The organism is Vibrio hyugaensis, assembly GCF_002906655.1.
Lineage (GTDB): Bacteria > Pseudomonadota > Gammaproteobacteria > Enterobacterales > Vibrionaceae > Vibrio > Vibrio hyugaensis.
The window spans coordinates 2330606-2346907 of sequence record NZ_CP025794.1; the positions used below are offsets into that span (position 1 = coordinate 2330606).

Below are 16302 nucleotides of genomic sequence, written 5' to 3' on the forward strand. Positions count from 1 at the left end.
TACTAGTATGAATCAGCCGACATCACTCTATCTTACTTCTTTATTGGAAGTAGAGTGGCAAAACCCCGAAGAATTTGAATTCCCTAACGAATTCGCCAAGCATTGGCTTGAAGAACAGGGCTCTTTGTCACGTCGTTTAGGTCAGCATTGCCAACGTTTAACGGTGGAATTGCTGCATAATCAGATCGTCACTGCTAAGACGTTAAAACAGGATGAGAGCCAGCTATTGTCTGAGCAAGATTGCCTATTGAGAGAGGTGATTTTATGTGGTGACAATACGGATTGGGTCATTGGACGCACGCTTATCCCACGTACAACTTTGGTCGATCAGCAATATGACTTGGCTCAGCAAGGTGATATCCCGCTGGGCTTAACGGTATTTAGCGCTGACAATGTCGAGCGTGACGCATTACAGATGGGCTGGGTAAGTCTACCTCATGGCCGTTTTTTGGCGCGTCGCTCACGATTGTGGATGAATCACAAGCCGATGTTGGTTGCCGAGGTTTTCCTACCTAATTCACCAGTTTACGCTAAGGAGAAGGTGTAAATGTCCGCAGAAAAAGCCAAAGCATATTGGCAACTGATGCGAATGGATCGTCCAATTGGCTCACTATTGCTCTTGTGGCCAACAGTCTGGGCGCTTGTCATCGCCGCTCAAGGCATGCCTAGTTGGAACGTTCTGATTGTTTTTGTGTTGGGCGTATTTCTGATGCGTAGTGCAGGATGCGTGATTAATGATTTTGCTGACCGTAAGGTTGACGGCCATGTAAAACGCACCAAGCAACGCCCATTGCCCTCAGGTAAGGTGACATCAAAAGAGGCCATTGGCCTGTTTTTAGTATTAGGTGTGAGTTCTTTCTTACTCGTCCTCACCATGAACCCACTAACGATTCAACTTTCGTTCGCGGGCATCTTCTTAGCCTTCATCTACCCATTCATGAAGCGTTATACCCACTTACCACAACTGTTTTTAGGCTTAGCATTTAGCTGGGCAATCCCGATGGCATGGGCAGCACAAACCGGTGAACTGCCTTGGATTGTATGGTTTGTCTTTGCGATTAACGCACTGTGGACTATTGCTTATGATACCCAATATGCGATGGTTGACCGCGATGACGATTTGAAGATTGGCATCAAATCAACGGCGATTTTGTTTGGTCGTCACGATAAGTTGGTGGTTGGGATCTTACAGCTCATTACGCTGGCAATGCTGGTGTTGTTAGGCCAACACTATGAACTTGGTCAAAGTTACTATTGGATGATTTTGGTGGCCGCTTCGTTGTTTGTTTACCAACAGCATTTGATTCGTCATCGCGATCGCGATTTATGTTTTAAAGCTTTCCTCAATAACAATTATGTGGGAATGGTGGTCGCTCTTGGGTTGTTTATCGCATTTTGGTAAGCGCTCAGAAAACGCTCTGTGGCCAGTCCTGATATGAAAAAGGCATCCAATTGGATGCCTTTTCTGTTTGTATCGAGGTTCTGCTATTTATGCGTGAAGTTGGTGGATGCTCTCTTCGATGGTGAGCTTCACTTCCGGATAAAGTAGAACAAACAGCAGTTTGGCAAATTGCTGCGTCTTTTCTAGGTCACAGTTACCATCACAATCTAAGTACTGCTGTTCTTTCAATGTATTGAACATTGCAGTGAACACACCTTTGTCGAAGAACTCTGGCGCGTTAATACCGTGTAGGCGACCCAAACGCTGTGCAATATCTTGGCTCTTCTGTTCAAGGTCAGATTTACCAAGTTCTTGGTCTGCAACGAGCAGGTTCATTGCAATTGAGTAGCGTTGCAGTGTTTCAGTGATAGTACGACCCAACAATACCAAGGATTGGTTGTTTGACTGGTTGATTTCCAGTTTATCGCCGTCTTGGCAAACCATCTTCTGTTCAATGAACTCGTTCAACGTCTTAACCACAAGCTCATTCAAATCCTCTTCCTTATAGCTTAAGAACAGCTCTTTTTTCAGGAATGGGTAGATTTGAGCAACGTTCTCTTGAATCTTTTCTACGGTCACGTTGCGCTGACGGATGATCATTTGAGCAATCAATGAAGGTAGAGCGAACAAGTGAATGATGTTGTTGCGGTAGTAAGTCATCAGAATTGACTGGCTACGATCCAGCGAAATGATGTCACCCATGGTGTCGGTTTCAATCACAAACTTATCAAGTGAGATTGCGTGATCCACCAACTCTTCAGCACTTTCTGTTGGAACCGTTGAAGTGTTTGAATATGGGTTGTTCTTAAGCAGTTTCAGGTAACATTCAATCTGGTTGATCAGAGAGTCACGAGACAATGCACGCTGGCGAGAAGCCAATAGCGCGGTCGCACATAGAGTTAGCGCGTTAGTCGCTGCCGCATCGTTAATGTGCGTCATCATCTTGTTTGCCAGACCGTTCACCACTGGGTTCATCCATTGTGGTTTACTGCCACCCATACGATCGATGTCTTTTGTCCACTCAGGAGCGTGTTCATTCAGGTATTGGTTTAGCTGAATCGGCTCACCAAAGTTGACGTAACCAAGGCCAAAATTGCGCAGTTTACGCAGAGTACGCAGCACAAGACCGGCGTTTTCTTTCTCTTTGCGCGAACCACGAAGTTCTTTGGCGTAAGTACCCACTTCCATTACGTGTTCGTAACCGATGTAAACAGGCACCAGTGTTACAGGGCGGTTTAGACCGCGAAGCATGGCTTGAATCGTCATGGCCAACATACCGGTTTTCGCTTGCAGCAGGCGACCAGTACGCGAACGACCACCTTCACTGAAGTACTCAACCGAGTAACCTTTAGCAAACAGTTCTGATAGATACTCACGGAAAATCGTTGAGTACAGCTTGTTGCCTTTAAAGCTACGACGAATGAAGAATGCACCGCCACGACGGAAGATTGGACCTGCCGGGAAGAAGTTCAGGTTAATACCAGCAGCAATGTGCGGCGGCACCATACCTTCATGGTACAAAACGTAAGAAAGTAGCAAGTAGTCCATGTGACTGCGGTGACATGGCACGTAAACAATCTCATGGCCGTCTTGCGCTAGGCGACGCACCGTTGATGCGTTGTTGATGTGCAGACCTTGGTACAGCTTCGTCCATAGCCAGCCGAGGATACGATCACCATTTTTCACTAAGCCATACGAAAAGTCCGCGGCAATTTCATCCATGATGCTGTGCGCTTCTTTGCGCGCTTTTTCAATCGAGATGTCTTTGCTTTGTGCTTCGTCTTCAATCGCTTTTTCAATCGCAGGGGATTTCATTAGACGTGCGAACAACACTTGGCGTTGTGGCAAGTTCGGCCCCGATGCGGCAAGCTTTTGACGAGAGAAGTGAATACGAGCCACGCGCGCTAGCTTATGCGCAATGGCGCTGTCTGTACCGTGAGAGTCCGCCATGTAGCGCAGTGATACTACGGGGCTAAAACGCACCAAACAGTCACGACCAGCACCCATTACCGCTTTCGCTTTTTGCGGACCATTCATTGGTTGCAGGTACGGCTTATGGTTTTCTTCTTTACCAGGTTTACGACCCCAAAGCACAGTTGCTGGGATCATTTGCACGTCAAGCTCGCTGTCGAGTTTGTGCAGTTCTAGTAACTCTGTAAATAGAGAAACAGACTCGCTTGGTACATCGTTATCGTTGCTCATCACGGTTGGACGAGAGGCGATAAATACGTAACGAGTTAATGTCTTTCCATTGATTTCCAATGGATTGAGCGGGTCAGGCAGACCAAGACTCAAAGCTTGTTTTTGCAGTGTCAGCAAATCCACGTTCGAACGGAACGGCAAGGCATACACAATCGGTTTAGTGAGGTCGATGTTGAGATCATCAATCGGATTCGATGGGATTGTGGTGCCCTTTACCATTACCGATAAAGGTAGTTTTAGTAATGAACGTGAAAATGATTGTCCAGAAGACATAAAGTTCACAGCCTCAATAGGTATTCAAACAAGCCTAACCTTATTTCAGTGTCCGCTTCCTTTTCATCAACAGGAAAAGAAATAGGTACGGCTATAGAAATAAGCCTAGGCGATAAATTTTAAGCGCTGCAAGGATAACAGAAACTGGTCAAACCTTTTAATTTTATTGAGTGGAAATTAGTCGAACCCATAGGTTGTTGCTTTCTTTAGACTAAGGAAATCTTCGCTGTTTAAAACGCCAGTTAACTTGAGGTTTGTGGTGGCGTTCATAAAGCGGCGGAAATAAATTAAAAAACAACCAATTGGGTTTTCATTTGTCCATTTACTGGATATACTCACAGTTAGCTGTATAAAAAGACAGGTGACATATGAAGCCGTTAACGCCACGCCAACAACAAGTCTTCGATTTGATTAAAAGCAAAATCGAAGACACCGGAATGCCACCAACTCGTGCAGAGATTGCGCGTGAGCTTGGCTTCCGTTCTGCGAATGCCGCAGAAGAACACCTAAAAGCGCTTGCTCGTAAACAAGCGATTGAAATTATCCCAGGCGCATCTCGCGGGATCCGAATCCTACTTGAAGATGCAGCTAACGATGATCAGGGGCTGCCTCTGATTGGTCAGGTTGCTGCGGGTGAGCCAATCCTAGCTCAAGAGCATGTGGAATCTCACTACCAAGTGGATCCTGCTATGTTCAAGCCAAAAGCAGATTTCTTACTTCGCGTAAACGGCGAAAGTATGAAAGACATCGGTATTATGGACGGCGATTTGCTGGCTGTGCATAAAACTCAAGACGTACGCGACGGTCAAGTTGTGGTTGCGCGTGTTGATGACGATGTGACGGTGAAGCGTCTAGAGCGCAAAGGCTCTACGGTTCTACTGCATGCAGAGAACGAAGAATTTTCACCAATCCAAGTTGACCTAACGTCGCAACATCTGACGATTGAAGGTCTAGCGGTTGGCATCATCCGCAACACTGACTGGATGTAGGTTTTTACCTCAAGTATTCTACTAAAGCCCAGCGCTCTGCTGGGCTTTGTGTTTTCTGCGCTTTCTTTTCCCATTTTTATTTTCTTCAAAGCATAGTTACGTTCGCACTGACTCAGAGTTTTTGGCTGTTACGTTAAAACTTGCAAGTGATATTGAGATTTATTATCATCTAATTCCATTTAACCATTTTCTTTTCGGCGCAAGGAAATGCCCATGTCCAAGCCTCAACATCACGTACCTAACCATCTGTTGAAACCGTTATTTTTGCGTAGCCGCGAAAGCTTGGTCGATAACGGCTTGGTGTACGATCCGATCGCTGCAAAAGCGTGCTTGAGTTGCAAGATGGCGCCAGATTGCATCAGTGGCGACGTCGATCAGAAGCAGCTACTGCACGTGACTTTAACTCAGTTGTGTGATCAGCAAGTCAGTCATTTTCTTCAACAACACTCAGATGCTTGGATCATCAACGTAGGTGCAGGCTTAGATACGCGTTTCTACCGCTTGGACAATGGCCGTTGTCACTGGATTGAACTGGATGTCACCGAGAATCTGGTTTGGCGTCAGCGTTTATTCCACAAAAACGAACGTTACGAACATCGTTGTGGCAGTGTAGAAGACATGAGTTGGTTGGACGAACTGCGCATTCCAGAAAAAGCACCAGTACTGATTTTGTGCGAGATGGCTTTACTCGATTGCGATGAATCGCGCGTTGCGACCTTTATCCAGACATTGGGTCGTCATTTTGTTTCGGCAGAAGTGTGCATGGTACTCGCGGGCGACCTAACTGAAAGTAAATGGGGCCAGAAGCTTGGCTCGGACACTTATGCTCACGGTTTTGAAGCTCCGGCAGAGCAAGTCTTGCATTGGTTACCATGGGCACAATGGGTAAAAGCCTTCTCACCATTCGACCGGTTCTGCTCGCGTTGGAAAGCATGGCAACGTTGGCTGAATAAGATCCCAATGTTGAAGCATCGCCTCACGCCAGTCCTCGTTCACATCAAGTGGTAATTGAATAGGCACGAGGGTCTGTTTACCTTTTGCGGTTAAATTTTGTTCGAGATAAAAGCGTTTTAATCGCGACGATAGGCGGACGGCTAGTTGTTAGCCGCCAGTCACTCTAAGCAAATGACCTATCAACAAAGAGTAAAGCGCTTTTAGTGGGGGCGCCCAGCTCGAACCTTTGGGCAGCTTTGTGGCTCTCCTGTACTGAGTTGCTGCATTTCAAACTTTTTTCTTTTTTTGATTGAATAGTAAGAACCCACAAACAGCTGCAAAAATAAGCTCTAAAGGTCAACAGACCCTTAGTACTCAGGTACACTCGCTGATCTAAACAACGAGGTGCCTGTGACAAACTCTATCTTTTCTCCTTTATCGAACCCTCAAGTGCATCGCCAAGTGTTAGCGCTCGCTATCCCTATGGTGCTTTCGAATATTACTGTTCCACTATTGGGCTTGGTTGACGCTGCGGTGATCGGTCACCTTGAACACGCTTGGTATCTCGGCGGTGTTGCGCTTGGTAGCACCATGATCAGCGTGACGTTTTGGTTGCTTGGTTTCTTACGTATGTCGACTACAGGGTTGGCGGCGCAGTCTTATGGCGGTGAAGACCGAAAACAACTCGCTTTGGTGCTTATGCAAGGCTCACTAATGGCATTGCTGTTTGCGTTGGTCTTTCTTATTGCTCATAACCCAATCGCGGACCTGATCTTTGGTTGGAGTGATGCCAGTGCTGAAGTGAAGCACTATGGCATGGAATATTTCTCTATCCGCGTATGGAGTGCACCTGCTGCACTGATGAACTTTGTTTTGTTGGGTTGGCTGCTTGGAACACAAAATTCCAAAGCACCAATGTGGATGGTGATCATCACCAACGTGACCAACATCGCGCTCGATTTACTGTTTGTGATTGGCTTGGGCTGGAAAGTAGAAGGCGCAGCGCTGGCATCGGTGATTGCTGATTACTCAGGCATGGCGTTTGGCTTGATGTGTGTGTGGAAAACATGGCGTGCACGTCAGTTACCATCTCCGAAGAGCCTGCTAACCGATACTCAACATGGGCTAGGGCGTTTCGTAAAACTCAATCGCGATATCTTCTTACGTTCGCTCTGTTTACAAGCTACGTTTAGCTTTATGACTTTCCAAGGCGCGAGCTTTGGCGATGACGTGGTTGCGGCCAATGCAGTATTGATGAGTTTCTTGATGATGATTTCTTATGGCATGGACGGTTTTGCTTACGCTATGGAAGCCATGGTTGGTAAAGCGATTGGCGCGAAAGACCGAGCGCAACTCAGTGCTTCGCTGATTGGTACTTTCTTTTGGAGCCTGATCATCTGTTTAGGTTTGACTGCGGTATTTGGTTTGGCAGGATCGCACTTGATCGCCATGATCACTTCGATTGACGCGGTGCAGCAGCAAGCGTCGGTGTATCTGCCATGGCTGGTGGTCATGCCATTAGCGTCGATGTGGTGCTTCCTGTTTGATGGCATTTTTGTTGGTGCTACTAAAGGTAAAGACATGCGAAACAGTATGTTCGTGGCGACTTGCTGCTTTTTCGCGATTTTCTTTTTGTTCTCTGGTTGGCAAAACCATGCGCTGTGGTTTGCGATGACCAGTTTCATGGCAATGCGAGGGATTGGACTCGGCGCTATCTTCTTCTATCAATGGCGCAAGGGAAGCTTCCTTGCCTAGTTATACATAAAAAACAGCAGGTCGAGACCTGCTGTTTTAGCTTTTGGATCATGACAACCCAATTGAATTAGAATAATCGGTTCAAACCGTTCAATGCCGCTACGCGATACGCTTCTGCCATCGTCGGGTAGTTGAAGGTGGTATTGACGAAGTATTCAATCGTATTAGCTTCACCTTTTTGTTCCATGATGGCCTGACCGATGTGGATGATTTCTGCAGCGCGCTCACCAAAGCAGTGAATACCAAGAATTTCTTTGGTTTCACGATGGAAGAGGATTTTCAAGCTGCCGATGTCTTTACCTGCAATCTGTGCACGAGCGAGATGTTTGAACGAAGAGCGTCCCACTTCGTAAGGCACTTTCGCCGCGGTCAGTTCTTGTTCGGTTTTACCCACTGAGCTGATTTCTGGAATGGTGTAGATACCTGTTGGGATGTCATCAATCAGATTGCCGTCAGCTTGTCCTTTAGTGATGGCTTGTGCCACGAAACGACCTTGGTCATACGCTGCACTTGCTAGGCTAGGGTAGCCAATCACATCACCGACTGCGTAGATGTGTTCCACTTCTGTACGGTAGTTACCATCTACTTTGAGTTGTCCGCGTGAATCACCTTCAAGTCCAACCACAGGTAAGTTGAGTTTGTCTGTGTTACCCGTTCGCCCGTTCGCATACAGTAGGCAATCGGCTTTCATCTTCTTACCCGATTGAAGATGTACGATAACGCCATCTTCGGTGCCTTCAATTTTCTCGAATGTTTCATCGTTACGAATCACCACGCCACTGTTCCAGAAGTGGTAAGACAATGCATCTGAGACTTCGTTATCGAGGAAAGAGAGTAGGCGATCGCGAGTATTAATCAGATCAGTTTTCACGCCTAAGCCGCGGAAGATTGAGGCGTATTCACAACCGATCACCCCAGCTCCGTAAATGATGATGTGGCGAGGGTCGTGTTTTAAGCTCAAGATAGAGTCGCTGTCGTAGATGCGTTCGTGCAAGAAGTCGACGTCGTTCGGTTGGTAAGGGCGGGAGCCCGTGGCGATGACGAACTTATCTGCCGAATAGATTTCTTCTGTTCCGTCACTTTGCATCACGGCAATGGAGTAATTATCGATAAAACGCGCAGTGCCGAATAATAACGAGCATGAGTTGCGATCATAAAAGCCCTGACGAAGTCGCGTTTGTTTGTCGATGACCGATTTTGCGTGGCCTAAAATGTCAGAAAATGTTGCATGAAGGCTGGTGTTATTACGACAGAATAGCGGGTTGCTATTGAATTCAATGATCCGGCTAACGGCGTGACGCAATGCTTTAGATGGTATGGTTCCCCAGTGCGTACAACCGCCACCAACACTGCTTTCCTTTTCTACGATGGCAACATTTAGGCCTGCTTTGGTTAACCCCATTGCCGCCCCTTCTCCGCCCGGGCCACTACCAATTACGATCACGTCATAGTGATTAGCATGCGCCATGATGTCTTCCTTGTTATATTTGTTTAACATTGCTGTAGCGGGATTTTAACTCATTTACTCTAGGAGGAACATGTTATGCCGACTAGAGAGTGGAAGTGATCACGCAGAATCAACCAAAAGAACGAATTGGTATGTTGCATGTCTACTATTTGGATGGAGAGGATTGCAATTAGATGCATGCCAGTAGTAACGTGCTCGCCGCTTATTGGCAGACAACGTTACTTTATACGTGGGGTCGATATGCGTTATATTGAGGTTCTTGTACCCGATAGAAAAAGAGCAAGTTTAAGAATGAAATCGATGGGAATCCGCGCGCAGCAAAAAGAAAAAACACGTCGATCACTGATCGATGCGGCATTTAATCAACTCAGTGCGGACCGCAGCTTTTCTAATCTCAGCTTGCGAGAAGTCGCCCGAGAGGCTGGAATTGCGCCAACTTCTTTTTATCGTCACTTCAAAGACATGGATGAGCTTGGCTTAACCATGGTAGATGAAGGCGGTTTGTTGTTACGCCAACTGATGCGTCAAGCGCGTCAGCGTATTGTCAAAGAAGGCAGTGTGATTCGAACTTCGGTTGAAACCTTTATGGAATTCATTGAAAGTAGTCCTAACGTATTTCGCTTATTGTTGCGTGAGCGCTCTGGCACTTCTTCTGAATTTCGTACTGCCGTCGCTCGAGAAATCCAGCATTTTGCGGCAGAATTAACCGAGTATTTAATAAGCACTGGCATGACCAAAGAAGAAGCGTTTACTCAAGCAGAAGCGTCAGTCACTTTGGTATTCAGTTCTGGTGCTGAAGTTTTAGATTTAGATCGACGCGAGCGCGATGAACTCGCCGAGCGATTGATCATGCAATTGCGAATGATAGCCAAAGGGGCCTATTGGTATCGCAAAGAACGTGAACGTAACCGATTAAAAGGCGGGATAGAATAATGTCGAATGGAAATAAATCTGAAAAGAAAACGCTGATTTTGGCACTGGTTGCAGGTATGTGTGGTGATGCTTTATTGTCATGGTTGACCATGAGTGAAGTATCTTTCTCAATCTTCCCTTTGATTGCACTCGTGCTAGCAGTACAGGCGCTTTACCAAGAATACCTTAACAACCCTGTATCAGAAGATATCCCGCTAGTTGGTTTGGCGTGTTTCTTTGTCGGTGCATTTGGCCACTCTGCTTTCATCAAAGCACAATACCCAGAAGCCGGCTCTAACTTCTTCGCGATTCTGGTTTCAATGATTCTGTTGGCTTGGGTTGGTAAAAAGCTGGGCTTTATGGAGAAGAAAGCTTCTGCTGAATAAGCAAAACAAATTCAATAAAAAGCGAGCCAATGAGCTCGCTTTTTTTGTATTTGACGCTGGTGGATTACGCTTTACGTTCTAGTAAAACGCCCGCTTCCATATGGTGTGTGTAAGGGAACTGGTCAAACAGAGCAAAACGCGTCACGTTGTGCGTTTCACATAGAATGTCCAAATTCTCTTTCAGAGTCTCAGGATTACAAGAGATGTACATGATGCGTTCGTAACCTTGCACCATCTTACAAGTATCGACATCCATACCTGAGCGTGGTGGATCGACAAAAATCGTGTTGCAGTTGTAGCTCTTCAGATCCACTCCTGCATCTTGTAGGCGGCGGAATTCACGTTTACCTTCGATTGCTTGAGTAAATTCTTCTGCTGATAGACGTAGGATTTGTACGTTATCAATCTCATTTGCTGCGATGTTGTATTGCGCAGAAACCACAGATGGCTTCGCCAATTCAGTTGCAAGAACGCGATCGAAGTTTTGTGCCAGCGCCAGAGAGAAGTTACCGTTACCACAGTAAAGCTCTAGTAAGTCGCCAGTGCTTTCTTGAGTGCAGTCGACCGCCCATTCCAGCATCTTCTCTGCTACTTTGCCGTTTGGCTGTGTGAAGCTATTTTCAACCTGCTGGTAAATGTAGCTTTGACCGTTTACGTCCAGCTTTTCGATCACGTAGTCGCGGTCTAAGACAATCTTCATCTTACGAGCACGACCAATGATGTTTAGGTTGAAGCCTTCATCATTTAAACGTTGCTTAAGTGCTTTTGCGTTTTCAATCCACTCTTCATCAAGTTGGCGATGGTAAAGCAGTGAAACCAGAATCTCGCCACTTAAGGTCGATAGAAAATCCACTTGGAACAGCTTGCGACGCAAGGATTCATTGTCTTTCATCGCATCCACTAAGAGTGGCATTAGGTCGTTGATCAGACGGCTAGCTGCTGGGAATTGGTCTACTCGATATTTCTCACGAGTTTCCTGATCGAACATGATGTAGTACAGGTCTTCACCTTCATGCCAAACACGAAATTCAGCACGCATACGGTAATGCTGCTCTGGTGATTCAAACACTTCCAGCTCTGGCACGTTGTATGGCGCGAACATATCCGTGAGACGTTCGACTTTTTCAGCCAGTTGTTCTTGGTAGCGTTGTGGATTTACATCAAGAGTAGCCATGATCTTACCTTTTATGGTGCATTCAATTTTAGAGCGCAGATTTTATTCAATCTCAACAGTATGTCCAGTTTTGTACTCTATTTGGTTTAAAGATAGTGTGTTCTGTGTCAGTTGATACGCAAATGAACCAAAACGTTACAATTGTTAGGGCTAATATTGGCTGGACAAATAATCAATAGCTTAATAGTATTTGCCCCAAGCTGGTGCTATCTAGCAATCTAGATGGCTGAAATGGGAATCTGGTGAGAATCCAGAACTGACGCGCAGCGGTAAAAGAGAACGAACGCTCATCAAGACACTGCATTAGTTTATGTGGGAAGTCGAGCAATTAGGTGGTACTGCCATGCTCTTGAGTCCGAATACCTGCCAGCAACTGAGCCACAGCACTGGACTACTCAAGATGAGTAGGGCTCGGTAGGAATTACGCGAATTAGGACAATACAATGAGAAAAACGTTTCTTGCGATCACGTGTGCATCGCTGCTTTCACCTACCTTTTATTTACAGGCTCAAGAAGCCTCTGCAGACGAAACGGTTGTGGTTACCGCAAACCGATTCCAGCAAATTGATGGTGCGGTTCTCGCACAAACCGTTACGGTAACCAAAGAAGATATTGAGCGCCTGCAAGCGAATAGTCTGTTTGATGTGTTCCGTACACTACCGAGTGTTGAAGTTGCTCAGTACGGTGGACGTGGTCAATCTGCCTCTATTTATGTGCGAGGTGGTAGTTCATCCCAAGTTCTTGTTTTAGTCGATGGTGTGCGCATGCCTCGCGCGATAATGGGCGGCGTCGATTTTAATCAATTTCCAATCAACTCTATAGAACGTATCGACTACATTCGTGGTGCGCGTGCTTCTATTTACGGTTCAGAAGCGATTTCTGGCGTCATCAACATTATTACTCGTGCGAACATTGATAGTGATGCAAGTCGTGTGTCCGCTGGTTATGGTTCGGACAATCATAAGAAAGGAACGTTTGTTGTCTCTAAGCCAGTCGGTGAAGGTAAACACTTTAAGGGCGTGTTAGGTTACGAGAAAACCGATGGTTTCAATGTGAAACCGTTACCAGGAGTGAATGACGGTGATGAGCACGGCTTTGAAACGCTCAACCTTAAATTGGGTTACCAACAAAACTTCTCTGATAACTTATCTGGCTACGTTGGTCTGAGTGCTTACAATAATGAGTATGACTACGACAACAGTAGTTATGGAAACCCAGCTTGGGGCACCGTTGATAAACACGAGAAGAAAACCGGTGAAGTTGAGTATGTTGGTGCAGACCTATCATTGGAATACAACAAAGACGTGTACTCATCTGAATTGAAACTGGCTTATGGTCAACAAGACAACTACGACCACAAATCAGGTCAAAGTAAATCGACAGGCGATCACGTCGCTATTGAGCAGTTCAATGCTATTTGGTTGAACTCGTACAGCATTAGCGAAGCATTAAGCGTGGGCGGAGGTTTGGATTACCGCACTGAGAAGCTAGCCAAGGGTTATATTGCCCCAAGTGATTGGGGACCTGCTAAAGATTACGACCCAGAAAAGAACCCAAGAACCAACTTTGGTGCTAGCGCAATTGCTCAATATGCTTATGACGTATGGACATTAGAAGCGAGCGTACGTAACGATGAAAACAACCAATTTGGTAACAACACCACTTGGCAAACTGCTGCGGGTTGGAAGTTTTACCAAGGTTATGAATTAACGCTAAGCCACGGTACAGCCTTCCGAGCTCCGAGCTTTGTTGATTTGTATTATCCAGGCTACGAAATGCCAAATCTAAAACCTGAAGAATCAGAAAATACCGAGCTGTCACTATCGGGTGCTGTATCGATCCTTGATTGGACGGTAACGGGTTACTACAACCAAATTGAGAACATGCTAATTTGGGAAGGTGCGGGCATGCAAAATGTCGGCGAAGCAGAAATCAAAGGTGTAGAACTAGAGGTGAAATTCGATACAGATATCGTTTCTCATGAGTTTTACTTAGATTACAAAGACCCAGTCGATAAATCTGGTGCAGAAGATACTCAACTGGCATACCGCGCTAAACGTGGTGCCAAGTGGAATGCTTACGCGACGTTTGACCAATGGACATTGGGCTCGCAGTATCTTTACCAAGGTGAACGTTTTAATGGCAGTACAAGATTATCGAGTTACAGCCTATGGAACTTCACCGCTTCTTACGCGGTGAACCAAAACTGGGATGTTAATGCGAAGCTAAGTAATGCCTTCGATAAAGATTACGAGATGTACTCAGGTTACGCGACGCCAGGGCGTCAGTACTTTGTCTCGGCGGACTACCGCTTCTAATCGAGTCTAATAAGACCGCCACATCGGCGGTCTTTCTTATTGTGAACAAAGAAGCTGGTGTAAATCGGTAACGAGGCAAGTAAATGACAAAGGCAAAACGTGTTGTGATCAGCTGGTCGAGTGGTAAAGACTCTACGTTAACGTTAGAGCGTCTAAACGAAAGTCCGCATTATCAGGTGGTTGGCTTGTACACCACTTATGTTGATAAAGAAGTACCTTTCCAAGCAACGCCACTTGAGGTTGTGCAAATGCAGGCGGACTTACTTGGTCTTTCGCTCATTACTATCGAGCTGCCTGAAGTCTTCCCGAGTAACGACATTTATCAATCGACCATCGTTCATGCATTGGAAAATAGTGGGCTGAATGTAGAAGCTGTCGCGTTTGGTGATATGTTCTGCAATGGTATAGCTGATTATCGACGTAGCTATATTGAGCCTGCCGGTTGGGAATGTGTATTCCCATTACTGGGGGAAGAGAGCAAGGCATTGGCATTTGAAATTGTCGAGCGTGGTATTCAAACTATGCTAATCACCACCGATGGAGAAGTATTGCCGTCGGAGTGGTGTGGACGTTGGTATGACAAAGCGCTGATTGAGTCATTACCCGGTCATATTGATCCCTGCGGAGAAAATGGCGAATTCCATACATTGGTGACATCAACTCCATCATTTCAAGGACATATAGAATTGACTAAGCTTGAAGTGGAAATAGGGGAGCGATTCAGCCATCAAAGATACCAAGCCAAAGCATTGCCAAAACAAATCTAACCAGTATGATCGCCGAGTCTCTAATTTGCAGGTAAGACTCGTGCGAGCATCAAGTAAGAAAAAAGTCCTAGTGTTTGACTCCGGTGTTGGAGGGCTATCGGTCTTTCAAGAAATCCACCGACTTCTTCCACACATGGATTACTTGTATCTATTCGACAACGAAGCTTATCCATATGGCGAGCTCGATCAAGATGTACTGATCACTCGTGTCAATCAGTTAGTAGCGGCATTGGTGGAAGAGCATCAAGCCGATATCGTGGTTATTGCGTGCAATACGGCAAGTACCATTGTGCTGCCTTCCTTGCGCGCTAATCTATCCATTCCAGTGGTTGGAGTGGTCCCAGCAATAAAGCCTGCTTCTTTACTTGCCTCTCTAGGTGTCGGACTCATTGCTACGCCAGCGACCGTCACTCGTCAGTATACTCATGAACTGATTCGCGATTTTGCTCAAGGAAAACCTGTTGAATTGCTAGGCTCTACTCGCTTAGTGGATATGGCGGAAGAAAAGCTGCGCGGGGAAAGTATCTCTTTAGTAGAACTCGAAAGCATTCTTCTACCGCTCCGCAATAAAGTGGATGTTGCAGTACTTGGCTGTACTCACTTTCCTTTGATTAAAGATGAAATCAATCAAGCGTTAGGTGGAGAAGTCACGCTAGTTGATTCTGGTGAAGCGATTGCTCGTCGAGTAAAAGCGTTACTCATGAGTGATATGAAGCAAGAGAGTAAAGAGGAAGGGAGCAAGAAAATTTATGCCAGTGCACCTCCTTGGCAAGAAGATGCACTGAATATCTGTCTGGCAGAACTAGGTTTTAATCCTGTTCAAGTTTACCGCCATCCGGATGTTTAGGGTCGTTAGCAATTCGAACTTTCAGAGTTCGCTCCATATATTCCTTTTCATTGAGTTTCGCGATCGCCGGTTTGGCATCAGCCGCGGCCATCACGACAAAACCAAACCCTCTTCTTTTACCGGTGCGTTTGTCTTTCATTAAACGCACCGCATAAACCTGCCCATACTCCGCAAACAAATCACGAACGTGACTCTCATTTGCTTTATAAGGCAAGTTGCCGACATACAGTGTTTTGGTCGAAGGATCGGAATCAGAAGGTTGAATAACAGGTGTCTTGCTAGAAAGTGAAAACAGAAAAGCAGTAGCGACAACACCAATAACAAAGCTCAAGGCTGGTGGAACCGGTAATTGAGAGAAGATAACTCCCCCGATAACCGCTAACCCAGCACACAAGGTCAGATTTTTTTTAGACGTCATTTTGATTACTACATATAGATGATAAAGAAATTGTCTGTCTATTAACAAAGTAGACACATGGATCTTACGTATATGGTTGGTGTTTTTCCAACCAATTGCTGTGATATGTCTCAAATGTGACGAAGAAATATGCAGATATAACGCATTTGATGGATAAGTGAGCGCTTGAATTGTTTTTTTCAAAAAAGGGGTTGCGCTCATTTCTGAATTCCCTATACTGCGCATCCACCGACACGGAGTGAGACGAAAGTCACACAGCGAGTCGGGAAGAGAGAAAAAAGAATTTGAAAAAAAATGCTTGACTCTCTCACGGTGTGAAGTAAGATACGCACCCCTAACGACGAGCAACTAAGTTGCTGAAAATGTTAGAAAAGCTCTTTAAAAATAAGAACCTATCAATCTGTGTGGGCACTCGTTGA

Annotated in this window: 14 protein-coding genes and 1 riboswitch; of the genes, 10 read left to right on the forward strand and 4 right to left on the reverse strand. The window is 45.7% G+C overall.

Annotated elements, in window-relative coordinates:
• Nucleotides 1-7: 7 nt before the first annotated feature.
• Nucleotides 8-547 carry a chorismate lyase gene (locus tag C1S74_RS11510; protein WP_045402092.1) on the forward strand — a complete coding sequence of 180 codons (540 nt, stop codon included), beginning with the start codon at nucleotides 8-10 and terminating at the stop codon, nucleotides 545-547.
• Complete coding sequence (gene ubiA, locus C1S74_RS11515) at nucleotides 548-1402, forward strand: 4-hydroxybenzoate octaprenyltransferase (RefSeq protein ID WP_038872570.1); 855 nt, start codon at nucleotides 548-550, stop codon at nucleotides 1400-1402.
• A gap of 87 nt (nucleotides 1403-1489) precedes the next feature.
• Here ubiA and plsB read toward each other — a convergent pair whose 3' ends face one another.
• Entirely contained in the window at nucleotides 1490-3916 is a 2427-nt protein-coding gene (gene plsB, locus C1S74_RS11520) for a glycerol-3-phosphate 1-O-acyltransferase PlsB (RefSeq protein WP_045402095.1), read from the reverse strand.
• A gap of 368 nt (nucleotides 3917-4284) precedes the next feature.
• On the opposite strand from plsB, the gene lexA reads away from it, so the two are divergent.
• The 3 genes from lexA (at nucleotide 4285) to dinF (ending at nucleotide 7593) form a co-directional block, all read left to right on the forward strand.
• A complete protein-coding gene (lexA, locus tag C1S74_RS11530) occupies nucleotides 4285-4905 on the forward strand; it encodes a transcriptional repressor LexA (protein WP_005438488.1) in 621 nt (206 codons plus the stop codon).
• A gap of 213 nt (nucleotides 4906-5118) precedes the next feature.
• A complete protein-coding gene (locus C1S74_RS11535; protein WP_045402098.1) occupies nucleotides 5119-5913 on the forward strand; it encodes a class I SAM-dependent methyltransferase in 795 nt (264 codons plus the stop codon).
• 336 nt (nucleotides 5914-6249) lie between these two features.
• A complete protein-coding gene (dinF, locus tag C1S74_RS11540) occupies nucleotides 6250-7593 on the forward strand; it encodes an MATE family efflux transporter DinF (RefSeq protein ID WP_045402101.1) in 1344 nt (447 codons plus the stop codon).
• A gap of 67 nt (nucleotides 7594-7660) precedes the next feature.
• On the opposite strand, the gene sthA is transcribed toward dinF, so the two are convergent.
• Nucleotides 7661-9061, reverse strand: coding sequence for a Si-specific NAD(P)(+) transhydrogenase (gene sthA, locus C1S74_RS11545; protein WP_045402103.1), 1401 nt, complete (start codon nucleotides 9059-9061; stop codon nucleotides 7661-7663).
• A gap of 291 nt (nucleotides 9062-9352) precedes the next feature.
• Here sthA and fabR point away from each other — a divergent pair, with 291 nt between their 5' ends.
• On the forward strand, nucleotides 9353-9994 hold the full coding sequence (gene fabR, locus C1S74_RS11550; protein ID WP_010444457.1) for an HTH-type transcriptional repressor FabR: 642 nt from the start codon (nucleotides 9353-9355) through the stop codon (nucleotides 9992-9994).
• On the forward strand, nucleotides 9994-10359 hold the full coding sequence (locus tag C1S74_RS11555; protein ID WP_038872582.1) for a YijD family membrane protein: 366 nt from the start codon (nucleotides 9994-9996) through the stop codon (nucleotides 10357-10359). Before fabR ends, C1S74_RS11555 begins: the two co-directional genes overlap by 1 nt.
• 64 nt (nucleotides 10360-10423) lie before the next feature.
• Here C1S74_RS11555 and trmA read toward each other — a convergent pair whose 3' ends face one another.
• Entirely contained in the window at nucleotides 10424-11533 is a 1110-nt protein-coding gene (gene trmA, locus C1S74_RS11560) for a tRNA (uridine(54)-C5)-methyltransferase TrmA (protein WP_045402106.1), read from the reverse strand.
• 184 nt (nucleotides 11534-11717) lie between these two features.
• A riboswitch (cobalamin riboswitch) is annotated at nucleotides 11718-11918 on the forward strand.
• 58 nt (nucleotides 11919-11976) lie between these two features.
• On the opposite strand from trmA, the gene C1S74_RS11565 reads away from it, so the two are divergent.
• From C1S74_RS11565 to murI, 3 genes are all read left to right on the forward strand, one after another.
• On the forward strand, nucleotides 11977-13851 hold the full coding sequence (locus C1S74_RS11565) for a TonB-dependent receptor domain-containing protein (RefSeq protein WP_045402109.1): 1875 nt from the start codon (nucleotides 11977-11979) through the stop codon (nucleotides 13849-13851).
• 83 nt (nucleotides 13852-13934) lie between these two features.
• Nucleotides 13935-14618, forward strand: a complete 684-nt coding sequence (locus C1S74_RS11570; protein WP_045402111.1) for a Dph6-related ATP pyrophosphatase — start codon at nucleotides 13935-13937, stop codon at nucleotides 14616-14618.
• A 40-nt stretch (nucleotides 14619-14658) separates the two neighbouring features.
• A complete protein-coding gene (gene murI, locus C1S74_RS11575) occupies nucleotides 14659-15465 on the forward strand; it encodes a glutamate racemase (protein ID WP_038882251.1) in 807 nt (268 codons plus the stop codon).
• Here murI and C1S74_RS11580 read toward each other — a convergent pair.
• The gene (locus tag C1S74_RS11580; protein WP_038873069.1) at nucleotides 15428-15883 is read right to left on the reverse strand and encodes an RNA-binding protein; all 456 of its coding nucleotides are present in this window, start codon (nucleotides 15881-15883) and stop codon (nucleotides 15428-15430) included. The genes murI and C1S74_RS11580 overlap by 38 nt on opposite strands.
• Nucleotides 15884-16302: the final 419 nt, after the last annotated feature.